General features: G+C 40.5%; 18 protein-coding genes. 14 read left to right on the plus strand and 4 right to left on the minus strand.

What is annotated here, in order from left to right; all coding sequences use genetic code 11:
- Positions 1-37 precede the first annotated feature (37 nt).
- From ACZ47N_RS10215 to ACZ47N_RS10230, 4 genes are all read left to right on the plus strand, one after another.
- On the plus strand, positions 38-517 hold the full coding sequence (locus ACZ47N_RS10215) for a DUF1850 domain-containing protein (protein WP_464886452.1): 480 nt from the start codon (positions 38-40) through the stop codon (positions 515-517).
- A complete protein-coding gene (locus ACZ47N_RS10220) occupies positions 514-2,538 on the plus strand; it encodes a TRAP transporter permease (protein WP_464886453.1) in 2,025 nt (674 codons plus the stop codon). The genes ACZ47N_RS10215 and ACZ47N_RS10220 overlap by 4 nt, the downstream gene beginning before the upstream one ends.
- Positions 2,539-2,671: 133 nt before the next feature.
- Complete coding sequence (locus ACZ47N_RS10225) at positions 2,672-3,751, plus strand: NAD(P)H-dependent flavin oxidoreductase (protein ID WP_464886454.1); 1,080 nt, start codon at positions 2,672-2,674, stop codon at positions 3,749-3,751.
- Between the two features lie 22 nt (positions 3,752-3,773).
- Positions 3,774-5,123, plus strand: coding sequence for a D-serine ammonia-lyase (locus ACZ47N_RS10230; protein WP_464886455.1), 1,350 nt, complete (start codon positions 3,774-3,776; stop codon positions 5,121-5,123).
- Between the two features lie 36 nt (positions 5,124-5,159).
- Here ACZ47N_RS10230 and ACZ47N_RS10235 read toward each other — a convergent pair whose 3' ends face one another.
- From ACZ47N_RS10235 to ACZ47N_RS10245, 3 genes are all read right to left on the minus strand, one after another.
- Positions 5,160-6,185: a branched-chain amino acid aminotransferase gene (locus ACZ47N_RS10235; protein ID WP_464886456.1), complete on the minus strand. Its 1,026-nt coding sequence runs from the start codon at positions 6,183-6,185 to the stop codon at positions 5,160-5,162.
- Between the two features lie 100 nt (positions 6,186-6,285).
- On the minus strand, positions 6,286-6,957 hold the full coding sequence (ung, locus tag ACZ47N_RS10240; protein WP_464886457.1) for a uracil-DNA glycosylase: 672 nt from the start codon (positions 6,955-6,957) through the stop codon (positions 6,286-6,288).
- A 208-nt stretch (positions 6,958-7,165) separates the two neighbouring features.
- Positions 7,166-8,848, minus strand: a complete 1,683-nt coding sequence (locus tag ACZ47N_RS10245; protein WP_464886458.1) for a methyl-accepting chemotaxis protein — start codon at positions 8,846-8,848, stop codon at positions 7,166-7,168.
- Between the two features lie 354 nt (positions 8,849-9,202).
- Here ACZ47N_RS10245 and sfsA point away from each other — a divergent pair, with 354 nt between their 5' ends.
- On the plus strand, positions 9,203-9,901 hold the full coding sequence (gene sfsA, locus ACZ47N_RS10250) for a DNA/RNA nuclease SfsA (protein WP_464886459.1): 699 nt from the start codon (positions 9,203-9,205) through the stop codon (positions 9,899-9,901).
- Positions 9,902-9,903: 2 nt separating this feature from the next.
- Here the strand turns inward: sfsA and cysK are convergent, their stop codons facing one another.
- The gene (gene cysK, locus ACZ47N_RS10255; protein ID WP_464886460.1) at positions 9,904-10,824 is read right to left on the minus strand and encodes a cysteine synthase A; all 921 of its coding nucleotides are present in this window, start codon (positions 10,822-10,824) and stop codon (positions 9,904-9,906) included.
- A 292-nt stretch (positions 10,825-11,116) separates the two neighbouring features.
- Here cysK and galU point away from each other — a divergent pair, with 292 nt between their 5' ends.
- From galU to hisB, 9 genes are all read left to right on the plus strand, one after another.
- Positions 11,117-11,989: a UTP--glucose-1-phosphate uridylyltransferase GalU gene (gene galU, locus ACZ47N_RS10260; RefSeq protein ID WP_464886461.1), complete on the plus strand. Its 873-nt coding sequence runs from the start codon at positions 11,117-11,119 to the stop codon at positions 11,987-11,989.
- Positions 11,990-12,018: 29 nt separating this feature from the next.
- Positions 12,019-13,569: an ArnT family glycosyltransferase gene (locus ACZ47N_RS10265; RefSeq protein WP_464886462.1), complete on the plus strand. Its 1,551-nt coding sequence runs from the start codon at positions 12,019-12,021 to the stop codon at positions 13,567-13,569.
- The gene (locus ACZ47N_RS10270) at positions 13,566-14,567 is read left to right on the plus strand and encodes a glycosyltransferase family 2 protein (protein ID WP_464886463.1); all 1,002 of its coding nucleotides are present in this window, start codon (positions 13,566-13,568) and stop codon (positions 14,565-14,567) included. The genes ACZ47N_RS10265 and ACZ47N_RS10270 overlap by 4 nt, the downstream gene beginning before the upstream one ends.
- A 21-nt stretch (positions 14,568-14,588) precedes the next feature.
- The gene (locus tag ACZ47N_RS10275) at positions 14,589-14,996 is read left to right on the plus strand and encodes a GtrA family protein (protein WP_464886464.1); all 408 of its coding nucleotides are present in this window, start codon (positions 14,589-14,591) and stop codon (positions 14,994-14,996) included.
- Between the two features lie 159 nt (positions 14,997-15,155).
- A complete protein-coding gene (gene hisZ / locus ACZ47N_RS10280; RefSeq protein WP_464886465.1) occupies positions 15,156-16,367 on the plus strand; it encodes an ATP phosphoribosyltransferase regulatory subunit in 1,212 nt (403 codons plus the stop codon).
- A 21-nt stretch (positions 16,368-16,388) separates the two neighbouring features.
- Complete coding sequence (gene hisG / locus ACZ47N_RS10285; RefSeq protein ID WP_464886466.1) at positions 16,389-17,036, plus strand: ATP phosphoribosyltransferase; 648 nt, start codon at positions 16,389-16,391, stop codon at positions 17,034-17,036.
- A complete protein-coding gene (gene hisD / locus ACZ47N_RS10290) occupies positions 17,033-18,322 on the plus strand; it encodes a histidinol dehydrogenase (RefSeq protein WP_464886467.1) in 1,290 nt (429 codons plus the stop codon). The genes hisG and hisD overlap by 4 nt, the downstream gene beginning before the upstream one ends.
- A 39-nt stretch (positions 18,323-18,361) precedes the next feature.
- On the plus strand, positions 18,362-19,468 hold the full coding sequence (hisC, locus tag ACZ47N_RS10295; RefSeq protein ID WP_464886468.1) for a histidinol-phosphate transaminase: 1,107 nt from the start codon (positions 18,362-18,364) through the stop codon (positions 19,466-19,468).
- A gap of 2 nt (positions 19,469-19,470) precedes the next feature.
- On the plus strand, positions 19,471-20,070 hold the full coding sequence (gene hisB, locus ACZ47N_RS10300; protein WP_464886469.1) for an imidazoleglycerol-phosphate dehydratase HisB: 600 nt from the start codon (positions 19,471-19,473) through the stop codon (positions 20,068-20,070).
- The last annotated feature ends 17 nt before the right edge of the window (positions 20,071-20,087 follow it).

Here is a 20,087-nt window from a genome sequence, read left to right on the forward strand (position 1 = left end):
ATAACAATAAAAAAAATGGGTCAATGGTTTTGGAGGAATGCTTTTATTGGTTATTCTTATTATGTTGCTGATACCAGTGACAATTCTTCAAATCCGGGAGCCTGCCAACAATGATCAAATCCTATATAGGCTGAGGATTAGCATGGAGGATACTTTTTCAATCCATTGGAAGCATTCTGTAACAAAGCAACCTGTTATCGAGACTTATTTTATTCAGGAAGACCTGACAATAGGAATCAAAGAAATGTATTTTAATGAACACGGTCCAAATCTTCCGGCAGCTCCGGTAGATGGAACGAAATGGGAGATTGAAGATGGGATGTTTCGTGTTTTTAACTACTCTGTTTCTTTTGATAAAGTACCCGTTAGAATCGGTCAGGAAGTTGCAGATCACACTTTTTATTATGCCCATCATGAAATTCCCCTTAGGGAGCTGGCTAGGCCAGGAGGCTTTGTTGAAATTGAAGCAACAACCATTTCTTTATTGAAATATCTTATAGGGAGGGAAGTACATTGAGCAATGACAAATCAAAAAAAGACGAAAAACAAGCAGTGGACAAAGAGTTACCTGAAGAAGGAGAATCTATTCTTGATAAACAAAAAATTGATGAAGAACAGATGGCCGAGGTGGCGGCAAAATATGACCGTGAATTTACCAGTCGGAAGTTGGAAGGCGTACTAGGAAAAGCCATTAGCTTGGTAGCAATATTTTGGGCATTAGTACAGCTATATACAGCTTTGTTCGGAGTGTTTCCTACGACCATTCAAAGAGGTCAACATGTTGGGTTTGCACTTTTCTTGGTATTTGTTCTGTATCCTCTGAAAAGAACAATGCGAAAAGATAAGGTTCCTTTTTACGATTGGATTTTTGCCTTTGGAGGCGTATTTGTAGCTGGGTATCACTTGGTGAATTATCGGGAAATTATTCACCGGGCTGGAGCATACACTCAATTAGACATGATTGTTTCTGTAGTTGCGGTATTGTTAGTTTTAGAAGCTACTAGACGTATCGCTGGACCCGTGCTTATCTCTGTCGCCTCTTTTTTCTTAGTATACGCATTTATTGGGCATATGTTTCCTGGATTCATGTCCCATCGTGGTTATGCGATACCGAGAATCGCCACGTATATGTGGATGTCGACGGAAGCTATTCTGGGAATCCCTATCGGAGTTTCCTCTACTTTTATATTCCTTTTTCTGATATTTGCAACATTTCTCAAAAAGACAGGAATTGGAGATTGGTTGACTGCACTTGCCATGGGGGTAGCCGGAGGACTAACGGGTGGACCAGCAAAAGCAGCGGTTATTGCATCTGCTACTCAAGGAACTATATCTGGAAGTTCTGTTGCTAATACCGTTGGGACTGGATCCGTGACCATTCCGTTGATGAAGAGCATTGGATATCGACCAGAATTTGCTGCTGCAACAGAAGCTGCTGCTTCAACGGGAGGACAGTTAATGCCACCAGTTATGGGGGCTGCGGCGTTTATTATGACTGAGTTTACAAACTTGCCGTATATTACGATTGCTTTATCAGCGGCGATTCCTGCTGCTTTATACTTTACTGGTGTCTTTATGATGGTTCACTTGGAAGCAAAAAAGACTGGTCTTAGAGGGCTTACTCGAGCCGAGCTTCCAAATCCAATTAAATTGCTCAAGCAAAAATGGTTTTTATCGTTGCCTATATTTGTTATTATGTATCTTTTAGTGGGTGGATATACACCCATGAGAGCAGCCTTGTTTGCAATTATTTCGGCAATTTTGGTGTCCTATATACGAAAAGATACTAGAATGAAGCCTATTGAAATAGTAAAAGGTTTGGATGAAGGTGCTCGATCTGCATTACCAGTTGTAATGGCTTGTGCTACTGCTGGTATTATTGTTGGGATTGTTACATTGACAGGCCTTGGAGTAAAGTTTTCGACGGGAATTTTAATTTTATCTGGTGGAAACGTGTACCTGGCTATGCTCTTTACGATGTTTGCTTCTATTATTCTGGGGATGGGGATGCCAACAACAGCTAATTATATTGTACAGGCCACCATTGCAGCACCGGTGTTAGTAGAACTGGGAATCCCAGTGATAGCTGCCCATTTGTTTGTATTCTATTTTGGTATTATTGCAGACATTACACCTCCAGTAGCCCTAGCTGCATTTGCTGGATCTGGAATAGCAGGATCCAATCCATTTAAAACAGGGGTGCAGGCTTCAAAATTGGCTTTTGCCGCCTATTTGGTGCCTTATATTTTCGCAACACATCCAATGCTTGTTTTAGTGGACTGGACTCCAATGGCATTGATTATGTCCTTAGCTACAGCTTTGATAGGGATGTATGCCATTGCCTCAGGGGTGAGTGGTTTTATGAACACCAAAATAAATGGGATTATGCGAATTATACTAGGGGTTGGTGGTCTTATGTTGATTGTGCCTGGGAACACCACAAACTTTGGTGGAATAGCCATTATCGGTCTTGCGTTTGTATATTTGAAAGCAAAAGAAAAAAGAGATACTAAAAATAGCGAAGCGACTTCCTCGTAGAATTTTGTGGAAGTTGAAAGCACAAAAAGAAAGCACTGTCAAAAGGCGGTGCTTTCTTTTGTTAAAACAGATTTGCAATTAATGTCGAATTTGATACAATTAAGTAGAAAATATAATGTGAGGAGTCGATGAAATGAAAATACCTCCCTTGCAAGTTGGAGACAAAACAGCGACCATACCGATTATCCAAGGAGGAATGGGGATAGGTGTATCCTTATCGAAACTAGCAGCTGCAGTGGCGAACGCTGGGGGAATTGGCGTCATGGCTGGTGTCCAGATTGGCTTTGAAGAATCGGATTTTTTCACTAATAGCAACGAGGCTAATGTCCGTGGACTTCGAAAACATATCAGGAAAGCAAAAGAGCTTAGTCCAGAAGGGATCCTTGGTGTGAATATTATGGTGGCTGTACAAAACTACAAAGAAATGGTACAGGCAGCCGTGGAAGAGAAAATTAATTTGATTATATCTGGTGCAGGCTTACCTTCTGAATTACCAGCACTGGTAAAAGGTTCTGATACAAAAATAGCTCCCATTGTATCCTCGGGTAAGGCTGCTGCATTAATTGCGAAAATGTGGGATCGTAAATACCAGGTGCTTCCAGACTTAGTGATTGTTGAAGGACCAGATGCTGGAGGACACTTGGGTTTCACGGAAGAGCAACTGAAGGCAGACGAAAAACCCAAGCTAGAAACAATGGTTCAAGAAGTAGTTACTGCACTAAAGCAGTACGAGGAAAAATATCAAAAGAGAATCCCTGTCATTGCAGCAGGGGGGATTTTTAACGGAGAGGATATTGCCAAGTATTTAAAGATAGGGGCTGCTGGTGTTCAAATGGCTACTCGATTTGTGACAACACATGAATGCGATGCAGATGAAGCCTTTAAACAAGCTTACGTGAGTTCAACGGAAGAGACGATAGGCCTTGTAAAGAGTCCCGTTGGAATGCCAGGGCGTGCTATTATCAATGAGTTTGTGGAAAAAATGAAAGCAGGAAACATCCCTGTCACAAGATGTACCAATTGCTTAAAACCTTGCAACCCAGCAACGACACCATACTGCATTACAGAAGCATTAATGAACTCGGTCACAGGAAGTGTTAAGGAAGGACTTATATTTGCAGGGAAGAATGCCTATCGAGTATCAGAGATTGTTAGTGTTCGAGATTTAATGGAATCCTTGGTCAAGGAGACGGAGACAGCTTTAGCAACCTAGGTAAGGAAGGTAGGGGATAAGTTTGATTCAAGGTCTTTCGGTCAAAGAATGGACGGGGAAATACCCTCAGATCAAAAAAATACTTGAGTTAGAGCCAACCTATTGGGTAAATCCACGATATGTTTCAGCAAACAAGGCTTTAGCAAAACTTCCAATGACCGAACAGGATATCATGGAAGCTTCTCATCGGTTGGAGCGTTTTGCACCGTACCTTGCTCAAGCATTTGAAGATGTTCAAGAAACAAAAGGCATAATAGAGTCACCACTAAAAGAAATTTCCACCATGAAAAGAGCGATGGAAAAAATGCTTAAATATCCGCTGGCCGGCTCTTTGTACTTAAAGATGGATCATCAGTTACCCATCTCTGGATCTATAAAGGCGCGGGGCGGTATTTATGAAGTATTAAAACATGCTGAAGCCTTGGCAATCAAGGAAGGGCTGCTGTTCCATAACTCGGACTATAGAGTATTGGATTCCAGGCCCTTGAAGAATTTTTTTTCTCAATACGCTATTTCCGTTGGCTCCACAGGAAACTTAGGCCTTAGCATTGGCTTAATGGGGGCTAAATTAGGCTTTAGAGTAACCGTTCATATGTCTAGGGATGCAAGGCCATGGAAAAAAGAAAAGCTTCGCAGCCATGGCGTAAAAGTGCGAGAATATGATTCGGATTTTGGAAAAGCCGTAGAAGAAGGGAGAAGACAAGCTCAACAGAATCGAAGAAATCATTTTATTGACGATGAAAATTCAAAGGATTTATTTCTAGGATATTCCGTTGCATCGTTACGTCTTAAAAAGCAGTTGGAAAACATGAAAATTACTGTAAATGAAAACCATCCTCTTTTTGTCTATCTTCCTTGTGGTGTCGGTGGTGGACCAGGTGGTATTGCTTTCGGATTGAAACAGGTATTTGGGGATCATGTGCATTGCTATTTTGCGGAACCAACAAGAGCTCCAGCGGTGATGCTGGGAATGATGACAGGAATGCATGAAAAAATTTCGGCTACTGACTTTGGTATCGAAAGCAAAACCGAAGCAGACGGCTTGGCGGTATCCCGTCCCTCTGGTCTGGTGTGTAGAATGATGGATGAGTTGATAGAAGGAATATATACCGTTGAGGACGACCTGTTGTTTAAAATGTTGGCATTGTTATCCCAAACAGAAAAAATTTGTTTAGAGCCTTCTGCGCTGGCAGGGATGCCAGGTCCTTTCCGATTTTCTAAAGATGCGGTCGTAAGACAAGCCGTTAGAAAAGGTGGAATGGATCCATTTATGAAACAGGCCACTCATATTGTTTGGGCAACTGGTGGATCTATGGTGCCGAAGGAAGAGATGGATGGATATATCATGAAAGGCGAAAAAATGCTTAAATAAAACAGCAGGCCAGGAATGGCCTGCTGTTTTATTTGTTTATTCAACTGTGTAGATCCAGCCTTCTGGAGCTTCGATATCTCCAAATTGAATACCACAAAGGGTTTCATATAGTTTTTTTGTAACGGGAGCCACTTCACTTTCGCTATAAAATACATGGAGTTGATCCTTATAATCAATGCCGCCAATGGGGGTAATAACAGCAGCAGTTCCACAAGCTCCTGCTTCAGCAAATTCATCTAGTTTGTCAATATAGACATCTCTTTGTTCTACCTTCATTTTCAGGTAGTGTTCTGCAAGATAAAGCAAAGAATACTTAGTGATACTGGGAAGAATAGAAGGAGAATCTGGTGTAACAAAAACATTGTCTTTAGTGATACCGAAGAAATTAGCGGCTCCCACTTCCTCAATTTTGCTATGTGTCTGTGGATCTAGGTAGATACAATCCGCAAATCCTTTCTTGACTGCCAATGAATGAGGATACATACTTGCGGCATAATTTCCGCCAACCTTGGCTGCACCAGTGCCATAAGGAGCAGCACGATCAAATTCGGACACAGTGAAGTTGACTGGAGCCATTCCGCCTTTAAAATAAGGGCCCACAGGCAAACAGAAAACACAGAAAATATACTCAGGAGCAGGCTTGACACCTATATTGTCCCCAACACCTATCACAAAGGGTCTTAAATATAATGTAGCACCAGTTCCGTAGGGAGGCACATAGGCTTCATTTGCTTTGACAACTTGCTTGCAAGCATCTATAAACTGTTCTTCAGAAACTTCTGGCATTAAGACACGTTTACAGCTTTCTTGCATTCGTTTGGCATTTTGATCAGGTCGAAAGAGTTGCAAAGCACCTTCTTTAGTTCGGTAAGCCTTAAGGCCTTCAAAGCATTGCTGTCCATAATGTAGAGCCGATGAAGCTTCGCTAATTTTAAGTTGATTATCTTCTGTTAAAGATCCTTGATTCCACTGACCGTCCTTCCAGGTCGCAACATACCGATATGGTGTTTTCATATAACTAAACCCCAACTGACTCCAATCAATCGATACGGCCTTGCTCATAAAATCCCTCCTGTTCATAGTGTCCATATAAGGTTACATCCATTGTATTATATCAAAGATTTCAAGAAAGAGGAAATGGATAAAGGGCAAGAATCTATTTCTATGAAGGAAGACACCAGTTAACAGCCTGGATTCCTCGCTTCATAAGGTAGGCGTTGGCCTGGGAAAAATGACGACAGCCTAAAAAACCTCTGTACGCAGAGAGTGGACTTGGATGAGGGGCTTGAAGAATGAGATGATGTGGATTAGTAATCATAGGTGCTTTGTTAGCAGCCTGCTTGCCCCAAAGCAGAAATACCGTGGGAGTATTTGATTGATTAATGATTTCGATAATACGATCCGTAAATATTTCCCAGCCTATGCCTCTATGAGAAGCAGGTTCTTCTTTACGGACTGTAAGAACTGTATTTAGCAGTAAGACCCCTTGTTTTGCCCAAGCAGATAAGCAACCATGGGTAGGGATGGGGCACTCCAAATCAGAATGAAGTTCTTTGAAAATATTGACAAGAGAAGGAGGTGGCTTAGTACCTTCCTGAACAGAAAAACACAGGCCATGTGCTTGCCCCTTTCCATGGTAAGGGTCTTGTCCTAGGATCACTACTTTCAGGGTATGAAAGGGAGTTAGCTCAAGGGCGTTAAAAATATTGTTAGATTCTGGAAAAACATTATGCTCTTTGTACTCTTTTTCTAAAATTTGTCTAAGGTTCAAGTAATAAGGTTTTTGAAATTCTTCATGTAGCAACAGATTCCAGTCGTTTTTTAAAATAGACAATGGATCGCCTCCTCTCTTTTATCCTAACACAGCAAGTGTTAGAATTGAATAATTAATGACGGAAGCAAGGGTGAAACTTAAAATAACACATGTCAATCAAGGTGAAGGAAACTGGATTCAAATGTTAGAAGATATCAGGAGGATGAAATGTTTTTTAAAAAAGAATGAGAAACAAAAGAACAGCGAGCCCTTAATGGACTCGCTGGTTTTAAATCTTAAATACTGCAATAGCACTTTGAAGTTCTTTTGCCAAAGAGGCAAGGTTTGTTGCGGAATTGGATATTTCTTCAACAGCAGAATTCTGTTGCTGGGCACTAGCGGATACTTCTTCAGAGGAGGCAGCCGTTTCCTCGGATATGGCGGACATATTCCCAAAGCTCTCAACGACTTCTTGACTATTTTGGGTGACTTCTTGAACTAATTGGGTGACTTTTCCCACTTGATCAGAAATACCAGAAACTTCATCAGCTATTTTTTCAAAAAGACTACTGGCATGATGGACGATTTCAGTTCCTTCTTTTACTTGAAGGCTGCTGCTTTCCATGGAATGAACAGCTTCGCTGATTTGAGATTGAATCCCACCAATTATTTGTGCGATTTGGCCTGAAGAGTGTGAGGTTTCTTCAGCTAGTTTTCGAATTTCTTCCGCAACAACAGCAAATCCACGGCCTGCTTCACCAGCACGTGCAGCTTCAATAGCTGCATTGAGTGCAAGGAGATTTGTTTGATTAGAGATGGAACTGATGCTATCGACAATCTTGACTATTTCTGAGGAAGCTTGATCCAAGTCTTTTACGACGACGGCTGTTTCTGTAGAGGATGTTTGGATTTCACTCATCTTAGATACGGCCATTCGGGCTGCATCGCTTCCTTTTATAGCAGATTGTTGCGTGTTATGAGAGACGCTGCGGACTTCTTCGATGCTGTGTGCAACTTGCCCCAAATCACGGGAAATGGTACCCATGTGACGGTTACTGCTTTCTACAGCAGTTGCCTGTTCTTCCGTTGCTCTTGATACTTCATCAATGGTACGAGAAACTTCTTGAGATGTAGCAGAGGCTTCCTGTGAGGAGGCGGCAAGAAGTTCACTAGTACTTGCTACTTGTTGGGCAATTGAGCCGCTGGATTTTATGAGAGATTTTAAATTATCAACCATTTGATTGACTGACTCGGCAACTTGGCCTGTTTCATCTCGGTTTTTTAACGTAACTTGACGAGTTAGGTCGCCTTGTGCTACTTCATCAACGGTTTCTGCCAAAGATTTAAGTGGTTTTGTTATGCTATTGGAGATCATGAAAGCTAGGACAATAGAAACTAGGATGGCTACTCCGATGGCTACAAGAACGAGCATTCTTATTTCTTCTTGTGTATTCATGACTTGTGCGCCGATGGCTAACACATTTTCTTGACCTTCGTCGGCCATGTTTCTGGCATAAATCATTAAGGTGTTGCCCTCTGGTGCCATACGGTCAGAAATAACACGGACGGCATCATCGTAGCGTCCAGTATTAATCATTGGAACTACTTCTGCAGTTGCAATACGCCGCCATGCTTGGCTTCGATCTACAAAGCCTTCATTATCATCCGTGCTACTAAGTTCCAGAAGTTGGCGTTCCAGTGAATCGCTGGTGCTAGAAACTCGAACAAATTGATTCAAGTAAAATTCATCCCCAGTGAGGACGAAGTTACTAATATGGGAACTTCTTTCGGCAATGGTTAATGCCAGCTCATTATTAATACGGTAAAAATTCATTTCGTCTTCTAGTAAACCCCTTAATTCGTCCTGCATAGCACTTAGTTGCATAAAGCTGAAACCGCCCAGTGCCATTAAGATTAAGGTGATAGCAAAAAAGCCCATAAGAATTCGTTTGCGAATGCTGGTTTTTTTCATAAGTCAATGACCTCCCAAAGATTGGATTAAGGATAGCTGTATAAAAAGATAACAATATAAAAATGTTAAACAAAAAGACTAAGAAGAAAAGGAACCTAATAGGTAAGCTTAGAACAATTAGGGATGGGTAGATAAATCTTATAAACACAAAATGCCAAGCAATAAGAAAATAATATTTTAACAACTTTCTATATTTTACGACATTACAACAGAAAAATCCAGTCATATTGACGAGATTTATGGCCATAAGGCAAATATTGTTTGTAAAATAAACGAATACAAGATTATGTCAAGATAATACTTTGGAAAATCGCTATGCATAAGATTTTTTTAAAGAAAGGGAGTGAGTCAAAATTGAAATACGAGAAGGTTGTGGAAGGAATTTTTTTAAAAAGACCGAATCGTTTTATTGCGCATGTGCTTATAAGAGGAAAAGAAGAAATAGCCCATGTGAAAAATACCTCCAGATGTAGAGAACTTCTCATACCTGGAGCTAAGCTGTATTTAGAGGACAAAAGACATATTTTGGGAAGAAAGACAAAGTACTCTGTGATTAGTGTGTACAAAGGGGATACGCTCATTAATATAGATTCTCAAGTGCCAAACGAAGTGGTATCGGAGGCCTTGATGGCTAACAAAATATCCCTTCATCAAGATGTCGATTTTCTTAAAAGAGAAGTGGTATATGGACAATCACGATTTGATATTTATATGGAAAGAGGGCAACAAAAATGCTTTATAGAGGTGAAAGGCGTTACCTTGGAAAGGGATCGGGTGGCGGCTTTTCCAGATGCACCAACAGAAAGAGGAGCTAGACATGTGAGAGAAATGATGGATGCTGTCCAAGAAGGATACCACGGAATTATATTTTTTTTGGTTAAAATGCAAACGCCGGATCATTTTACTTTGAATAGAAAAATGGATCCGGTGTTTGCGGATGCAGTGTGTCAAGCACAAGAAAAGGGAGTGGAAATACTTGCTTATGACGCTGCAGTGTCAAGAAATGAAATATGGATTGGCAAGAAGCTTCCTATAAAGCTGGATTGCCCATAGTACTAATCAGTGTCATAGAGAGGGGTGCTTAGGTAACGTTCGCCATTACTAGCGGTCATCACAACAATATTTTCCTTTGGATCCATTTGAGAAGCCAGTTTAAGTGCAGCCGCAATGGCAGCACCAGAAGAAATGCCAAGCAGTAGCCCTTCTTGTCGAGCCACTCGTCGAGCAGTTTCCATGGACTCCTCAGCCGTTATTTGCATAATTGTATCAATGAGATGGATATCTAAAACCTCAGGAATAAATCCAGCACCAATTCCCTGAATTTTATGGGGACCTGGTTGACCACCAGACAGCACAGGTGAATCAGAAGGCTCTACGGCTACGAGCTGAAGGGAAGATTTTTTTTCTTTTAGAAAACGACCTGCACCAGTTATGGTTCCGCCTGTTCCGACACCGGCAACGAAGGCATCGACTTTGCCATCTAAATCTTCCCATATTTCTGGACCGGTAGTTTTGTAGTGAACTTCAGGGTTAGCTGGGTTTGTAAACTGGCCTGGGATTATGGCATTTGAATGTTGATGAAGGAGTTCTTCGGCCTTTTCTATAGCGCCTTTCATCCCTTTTGCTCCTTCCGTAAGAATTAACTGAGCTCCGTATGCTTTTAAAATTTTTCTTCTTTCTATGGTCATAGTGTCAGGCATAACTAGGGTTAAGGAATAGCCCTTGGCGGCGGCAACCATAGCCAGACCAATCCCAGTATTGCCACTGGTAGGCTCTATGAGCATGGTGGTCGGGTCAATGATTCCTTTTTGCTCTAAAGACTCGATCATATTTAATGCAATACGATCTTTTACAGAGCCACCTGGGTTCTGAAACTCCAGTTTTACATATACACTGGCTGTTTCTTTAGACCCTTGCTTAGAAAGCTTGACCAACGGTGTTTTTCCAATTAGTTGATTAACGTTTTCTACGATCATTTTAAACATCCTCCTATATCCTAGTAATTTGGTAGGGATAATTGGTTTTGTTCATTTTACATAGATTCATAAAAGATGTCAAGTCTTAAGGGGTGTCATTACAAAGTAGGAGGGAAAAGGAAGGCCTCTTTTGGTTAGTTTCCACTAAACAGGTGGTATTAAAGGTTTAAAAATGATACAATATCCATTGGAATAAGAGGGAAATCCAACGAGATATCGGTTAAGGAACTATATGCACATACCATAGACAGCAAGGGTGCTACTAACAACAAGATAAAGGGGAGAAAGCAGCATGAAAGTGAACAAGGCGATTATACCAGCAGCAGGCTTAGGCACTCGATTTTTGCCAGCGACAAAGGCTCAGCCCAAAGAAATGCTACCAATTGTTGATAAACCAACACTCCAATATATTATTGAAGAAGCAGTGGATTCTGGAATTGAAGAGATTTTGATTATTACTGGTCGAAATAAACAGTCCATTGAAGATCATTTTGATAAGTCTATTGAACTGGAATTAGAATTGGAAAAAAAGGGAAAAGAGGATTTACTGAAAATCGTTCGAAATATTTCGGATATGGTGAATATCCATTATATTAGGCAGAAAGAGCCAAAAGGACTAGGTCATGCTATTTATTGCGCTAAAAGCTTTATTGGGAAGGAACCTTTTGCGGTGATGCTGGGAGACGACATTGTGGATGCAGATCCCCCTTGTTTAAAGCAGATGACCAAAGTATTTGATGAATATAAAACAACCATTCTAGGCGTTCAAGAAGTGCCTCATTCAGAAGTGGATAAATATGGAATTGTGGACGGCAAAAGCATAGAAGATAATGTGTATAAAGTAAAGGATTTGATAGAAAAGCCTGAGGTTCATGAGGCACCAACCAATATTGCGATTTTGGGTCGCTATATTATCAGCCCCAGTATTTTCGATGTTTTGGAGCATACACCTCCTGGAAAGGGAGGAGAAATTCAATTAACAGATGCATTAAAAACCTTGGCAAAGCAAGAAGCAATGTATGCATATACCTTTCATGGGAAGCGATACGATGTAGGAGACAAAATGGGCTTTCTTCAGGCAACCGTCGAATTTGCTCTAAAACGTAATGAATTGAAAGCTCCCTTTATGGATTATCTACAGCAGATCGTAAAGGAGAATGAGTGAGGAATACTGAATGGCAAGGAGTAATGAAGATGAATCTGTTGCATATACGAATGAGTGATTTAAAGAATTGGCTTAAGACCTGGCCGCTACATCCGATAATTCAGGGTGTCTGCGGTCTTTTTGCCGTACTGATTCTGATTTACGGTGGATTTCAGCGAGGGCCAGAACTTCTCAAATATCCTACAACGCTTTTAATTGGATTTTCCTTGGGGTTGGCTGTGGTCTGGATCGGTGTTTTTAAGAGTATTGAAAAATGTAGGTTTTTACATAAACCCTTTGTATTTCCAGTTCTTGTGACAGGGATTGCGTTGGTTCCACGTTATATATGGATTAGATTAGTAGAAACAACCCCCATGTGGGATTTTGCTAGATACTTTAACTATGCAGTTTCCATCGTGAATGGAAACCCAGGTGCCATTTCAGATATTCGAGGGGTATTTCCTCACTTAACGGGTTATCCACTGATGCTTTCTTATGTTCTTCGGATTTTTGGAACGGAAGTGGAAGTAGCTCGATGGTTTAATTTATTTTGTACGTTAATTTCGATTTTGCTTCTTTATCAATTGGGAAAAATAATGTTTTCTCCAAAAACCGGGAGAGCAGCAGCCCTACTATTTGCTTTTTGGCCAGGACAAATTTTTTATAGTGCAGTCTTAGGAGCGGAGCATCTTTTTACCATGCAGTTTCTATTTGTTTTGCTATTGTTTTTTTATTGCATTAGAGAAAAAAAACAAAACAAATCCATCCTATTGGCCGTGGCAACAGCCATGGCATTGACTTTCGCTCATGTTGTAAGACCCGTGGCTTCCTTGCTTTTCCCAGCTTTTTTTCTTTACTTGCTAATACTACCTTTAGAAACAAACAAAGAAGAATGTGTTTCAGGAGGAAAGAAAAAAGCATATGTTCATCGTGGGATTCTATTTGTTGTGATACTTCTTACATTCATTGGCTCTTTGCAAGGATTGAATCGTATCTATGAACCTATGGTTCAAGTTCCTTTAGGGAAGACCGGGGCAGGATTTAACCTATATGTGGGAACAAATAAAGAGTCTCAGGGCATGTGGAGTGCGGAAGACTGGGAAATCATTAAAGAGTATCATTATGATTTTCAACGTATTCATGAGGAAGGTTGGAATCGTGGAGTAGAGAGAATTAAAGAAGATTATATTGAATTTCTGCTGCTGGCAGAGCAAAAATTTTCGATTCAGTGGTCTGTATCAGATTATGGACTGTACTGGGGATTGTTGGAAACAGATAGAGTAACGGCAGTAAGTTTATGGGCTGAAGAATATCGACAGGAATTGCAGGTGGCTTCCCAAGTCTTTTACATGAGTCTGATCTGGCTTATTGCTTTTGGAGCATGGAAAGAAACTCGTCGCAATCAAGTGAATGCAGGTGATTTTATAGCGGTGCTTTTTTTTGGCTTTATTGCCATGCATACATTAATTGAAGTGCAATCCCGTTATCATCATAGCCTGATGCCTCTTTTTATGCTATTAGCTGTCGGGAATCAAAGGAGTGAAATCCTGTCACCGTTACGTAAAAATGATACAATAAGTAGGGAGGGAAGCTTAAAATGAAAAAAACACTAATTTCTGTGGTGGTTCCTATGTACAATGAAAGCGAAGTGGCAAAAAGCTGCTATCAGCGATTAAAGGAAGTCATGACAGCTCATCAATCAGAGTATGAATATGAACTTATTTTTGTTAATGATGGGAGTACTGATGATACATTAGTGATTATCAAAGCCATTGCTGAGAATGATGAAGGTCTTCGAGTCATAAATTTTGCCCGTAATTTTGGCCATCAAATTGCTGTGACGGCAGGCATTCACGGTGCTAAGGGGGATGCTGTTGTTGTCATTGATGCAGACTTGCAAGACCCACCAGAGTTAATTCCAGAAATGATAAGTCATTGGGAAAAAGGATACCACGTAGTTTATGGGCAAAGAAAAAAGAGAGAAGGCGAAACCTGGTTTAAATTGATGACGGCTAAAGTGTTTTATCGAGTGTTAAATCGCATGACGGAAGTGGTGATCCCTATGGATACCGGCGATTTTCGTTTAATGGATCGAAAAGTAGTAGACGTGTTTAAAAATATGCCAGAACGCAGTCGTTTTATCCGAGGTATGGTTAGTTGGATTGGTTTTAAACAAGTGGCATTGCCCTATGAACGAAAAGAACGGTTTGCTGGAGAAAGTAAATATCCCCTAAGGAAAATGTTGAAATTAGCAGCAGATGGGATTTTTGCTTTTTCAGGAAAACCAGTAGAGTGGATTCGAAACTGGGGACTCTTTGTGACAGGGATTAGCAAAGGGATGTTCTTAGTTTGGCTCATTACTTGCATCATAGGAAATGAAGCCGCCTTATTTTATACGGGATGGCAAAGTGTTTTAGGTATCTTGCTGGGAATACAACTTTTAGCCATAGGCATATTGGGAGAATACTTGCTTCGCGTGTATGATGAAGTTCGCAATCGACCACTTTATATTATAGAAGAAGAGATTTCTATTAAAAATAAACGTACTGGACCTAGAGATTGGGAAAAAGAAACATTTGGAAAAATAGAAATCGACTAATCGTTTAAGGGAGGTGTCGGAGTGGCATTGAAAGAAAAAATTCGACATTACAGCTTGTATATTCTATTTGGCGTCATTACGACACTCGTTAATCTCGTTGTTTTTCGTGGTTTTTTAGAGTTGGGCTTGCACTATACCATCAGTGCGACTATTGCTTTTATGGTTGCGGTCATAACGGCGTATTATACTAATAAAACCTGGGTTTTTGGCAGTCAAACAAAAGGAATGTCTGCCGTTGTAAAAGAGCTTACTAGTTTTTTTAGTGCTCGCATTTTCACCTACGTTGTGGATATTGCAGGACTTCTTTTGCTAGTAGAATTACTAAAACAAGATCCCTTTACGAGCAAGCTACTAATGAATGTGGTAGTGGTAATCCTTAACTATATCCTAAGCCGCTGGGTAGTTTTCAAAACTCAGCAAGAATACTAAAAACAAAGGCGTACAGCGCCTTTATTTTTTTGTCGTGAGTGAAGAAGCTCATAAGAGAATAGAACTTGACAGGATTCTTTAAAATACTTAGAATGGGAACAGGTTCTTAATAGTTTACCGCTTTAGCGTGGTGAAGCAAAACGAGGAGGATTATTCAAGATGGAAAAAAGAAAAATGTTTCTGCCGCAAGGGGTGCAGGACTTATTGATAGATGACTGTTTATTAAGGCGAAAAATAGAAGATCGATTAATGGAAACTTTTAATCAGTGGGGATACATGGAAATTAGTAGTCCTACCCTAGAGTATTATGACTTGTTTACCAAACCACCCATGTTAGCTGATGGAGATGCAATGTTTAAGATGATTGATGCGGATGGAAAAATTTTAGTGATGCGACCTGATTGCACAATTCCTATGGCAAGAATTGCTGCGACTAAAATGAAAGACTTTGTATACCCATTAAAACTATGCTATGTAGAAAATGTATATCGAATTGACCGGGAACAGTCGGATCAAAAGAGAGAGTTTCGTCAGGCTGGGGTAGAATTGTTTGGTGTTTCCTCGGTTAAAGGAGATGCAGAAATCTTGGTCACAGCCATTGAATCTCTTAAATCCATGGGATTGGAGAATTTAACAGTGGAATTGGGCCATATGAAATTCTTAAGGGCTTTGTTTGAATTATTAAATTTGGAAGAAGAAGCAGAGAAAGAAATGCTGCATTTATTGGAAGAGAAGAATATTACCGGTATTCAAGAAAGGGCTTTAGTGTATGGCATAAAGGAAGAAACGAGTAGATTATTGGCTAGGCTTCCTCGTCTTTTTGGAACACCGCAGGAAGTTTTCACAGAAGTAAAAAACTATTCACTAACAGAGGAAATGGAAGAAGCCTTAGAAGAACTTCAGAAAACCATACAAATGGTTGAAGAATATGGTTTGGGACGTTGTCTGGGCATCGATTTAGGGATGGTAAGTCAGCTTGAGTATTATACTGGGATAACGTTTAAGGGGTTTACAAAAGACCTAGGGGCCATTATTTTAAGTGGTGGTCGGTATGATAAACTTTTGGGTAAGTTTGGGATGGATTGCACTGCTACAGGATTTGCTATTGTCGTGAATAAACTGACAAAAGCTCTTAAAATTCAAGAAAACATACATGTAATTAAGCGAAAGCATATTCTAATTCTAGAGAGTCAATACAATAATGGAACCGTGAAAGAAGCCGTTGATCGGTTAAGGGATGGCGGCAATATTGTGGAGTTTTGTATGCTAAAAGAACCGAAAAAAATTCAGGAATACATGAAACGACGGGAAGTGGATGAGTTAGTACGTATTCGGAAAGATGGAAGTATTGAGAAGGTAGACATTGACTAATGATAGAAGGATGTGAAACCAATGAATGGGAAAATAAGACTGGCATTGACAAAAGGCCGTTTAGAGAAGGATACGGTTAAGTTACTTGAAAAAGCAGGCCTAAATACAGTCATGATTAAAAATCCAGAAAGAAAGCTAATTTTGGATATTCCAGGTTACCCGCTGGAAATTATTTTGCTGAAAGGGATTGATGTGGCAACTTATGTAGAACATGGGGTAGCAGATTTAGGGGTAGTGGGAAAAGATATTTTGTTAGAAAAACCAAAGCCAGTCTATGAAGTAACCGATCTGGGATTTGGAAGCTGTAGCATGGCAGTAGCAGGGCCACCAGCAGCTGCAGAAAACGGGAAGAAATTACTTCGAGTAGCTAGTAAGTACCCGCGAATTACCAGGGATCATTTTGAAAAGAAAGGACAGTCTGTTGAAATTATTGAGCAGCAAGGCTCTGTTGAATTGGCTCCTTTATTGGGGCTTACGGATGTAATTGTTGATATTGTCGAAACCGGGAACACATTAAAAGCAAATGGCCTAGTTGTTCTGGAAGAGATTGTGAGAATAAGTGCCCGATTAATCTTGAATAAAGTAAGCTATAAAACCAGAAGAATTGAAATGAATGGGCTGATTGATCTATTTGAAAAGCAAGCCCTACAGGGAGGAAAAGAACAATGAAAATCATTAATTGGTCTGAAACTGAAGGGAAGCAGTATTTAGAAGCGTTGAAAAAAAGACAACAGGAGACCAATCGAGAAATTGACATCAAGGTGCAGAGTTTGTTAGATCAAGTAAAGCATCAAGGAGATGAAGCGGTACTAGAGCTGACACAGAAATATGATTCCGTCGTACTGACGTCTGAAACCATGAAAGTATCTGTTGAGGAAATGGAAGAAGCCATGAAAGCTGTGGAACCTGAATACCTAGAAGCTTTGAGAAACGCTAAGGATAGAATTACACGTTTTCATCAACATCAGCGTCAGCTTTCTTGGTGGGATAACTCAGAATCAGGGGTGACATTAGGTCAAAAGGTAACACCCTTGGAAATAGTGGGGATTTATGTTCCGGGAGGCACTGCTGCCTATCCTTCATCTGTACTTATGAATGTAATCCCTGCACAGGTGGCTGGTGTTGAACGGTTGGTGATGACCACGCCACCAGATCAAAAGGGAAAAATAAATCCAGCTATATTAGTGGCTGCCCATATAGCTGGGGTCAAAGAAATATATAAAATAGGTGGAGCGCAGGCGATTGCAGCCTTGGCCTATGGGACGGAAACAGTGCCTCAAGTAGATAAAATCACTGGTCCTGGCAATCAGTATGTGGCTACGGCAAAAAAAATGGTCTATGGACAGGTAGATATTGACATGATTGCGGGACCTAGCGAAATATTGGTTCTGGCGGATGAAGAGGCAGATCCAGCTTATGTGGCTGCAGATTTGCTATCTCAGGCAGAACATGATGTTTTATCCTCTTCTATTTGTATTACGACCAGTCAATTATTGGCGGAAAGAATACAGAAAAAATTGGAAAAACAACTAAAAAAAATGACCAGAGAGACAATTGCCAGAAAATCCTTGGATGATTATGGGGGTATTTGGATTGTGGATACCTTAGAACAAGCGGCAGAGCTCTCAAATCAGATAGCACCAGAGCATTTAGAGTTATGTGTGGAGAAGCCTTTTGAATTATTGGAAAAAATCAAACATGCAGGTGCTATCTTTATGGGGCACTACTCTCCTGAGGCCTTAGGAGATTATTTGGCTGGACCTAATCATGTTTTACCCACAGGAGGGACTGCACGGTTTTATTCTCCCTTATCTGTAGAAGATTTTGTCAAAAAGAGTAGCATTATTTATTATACACAAGAGGCCATGGAAAAAGTAGCGGAAGATGTGATGATACTGGCAGACAAAGAAGGGCTTAGCGCACATAGAAAAGCTATAAGTATCAGAAGAAGGTAACAAAATCCAAAGAAGCATCAGAAAGGAGGACATAGGAAGGTGACACAAAAGAAGACAGATGTTTATAAATTGCTACGTAAAAATATTCAGCAGTTAAAGCCCTATGATGTGATGCCAGAGACTTGTGAAATAAAGATGGACGCCAATGAAAACAATTGGTTAAATGGTTGGTTTCAGGAAGCCTTCGCTAAAAGAGTTGAAGAAATTCCATTGCATCAGTATCCAGATACGGACTGCTTGGAGATAAGAAAAAAGTTGGCCACATTAAATCAGGTACATAGCGATCAAATTCTTACTGGTGTTGGTTCAGATCAAATTATTGCCTGGATTATTCAGGCTTTTGTTGAACCTGGAGATGGGGTAGTAACCATGCACCCAACCTTTGGTATGTATGCCATCGATACATGGATGGCGGAGGGTTCTATCATTGAAGTACCTTTGAATGAGTGCTTTCAGTTTCAGCCAGAAGTATTTTTGACAGCCATTCAACAGGAAGATCCAAAGGTTGTATTTATTACAAATCCAAACAATCCTACCGGTGGCGTCATTCCTAGAGTCACTCTAAACAAATTACTAAGAGAGATTCCTTCAGAAACCATCATGGTGATTGATGAAGCCTATTATGAATTCTACGGAGAGTCTATGGTAGGTAAAATTGAAGAATATCCAAATCTCATTGTGTTAAGAACCCTTTCAAAAGCATACGGACTGGCAGGTGTTCGAGCTGGTTACGCCATGGCTTCTGAGGATATGATAAAAGCCCTTAGTCGTGTAAAACCTCCATATCATATGAGTAGTTTAGATCAAACGGCTGCTCTAGTTTGTTTGGAAATGGTTCCCCAAATAAAGGAAGAACTAAAAAAAGTAATCCATTGGAGAGAAAAAATAAGCCTCTTTTTCTTTCAGTTAAAAAAAGAAGCTACAGATACGGAGCTGGAGATCTTTCCTTCAGCTACTAATTTTCTGCTGATCCGAAGCCCGCAGGCGGAGAAATTAAATGCAACACTGAAAAAACATGGAATTCGTGTAAGAGGATATGGAACTCAGGGGGTATTGGCAAACTGTCTTAGGATTACTATTGGAACAGAAAAAGAAAATAGGAAACTTCAAGAAGTTGTCAAAAAACACTATGAAGAAGGGGAATAGCCATGGCAAATCGAAAGGCAAGCATCATACGAAACACATTGGAAACTAAGGTAGCAGTCACGCTGAATGTGGATGGTTCTGGAAAAAGCGAAATAAGTACCGGGGTTGGTTTTTTTGATCATATGCTAGATCAAATCGCGAAACATGGGCTATTAGATATAACGGTTAAGGCTCAAGGGGATGTCCACATTGACGATCATCACACGGTAGAAGATGTAGGCATTGTGATAGGAAAAGCACTTTATGAAGCACTGGGAGAGAAGCAAGCCATGAGACGATACGCCTGCGTTCATACCCCTATGGATGAAGCGCTCTCACGAGTCGCGTTGGACTTTAGCGGCAGAGCTTATTTACACTTTGATGTGGACTATACAGCGGATCGAACTGGAAACTTTGACGTACAATTAGTGGAAGAATTTTTCCGAGCCGTTGCGGTGCATGCAGGCATTACACTTCATATAACCACTTTATACGGTAAAAATGATCATCATATTATTGAGACACTTTTTAAAGCTTTTGGACGGGCGGTAGACGAAGCTACTCAGATCGATCATCGAATTCAGGGAGCGCTTTCTACCAAGGGAGACCTGTCATCCCACTAGAAATGACTAGGGTATGG

Source organism: Tindallia texcoconensis (assembly GCF_055383815.1).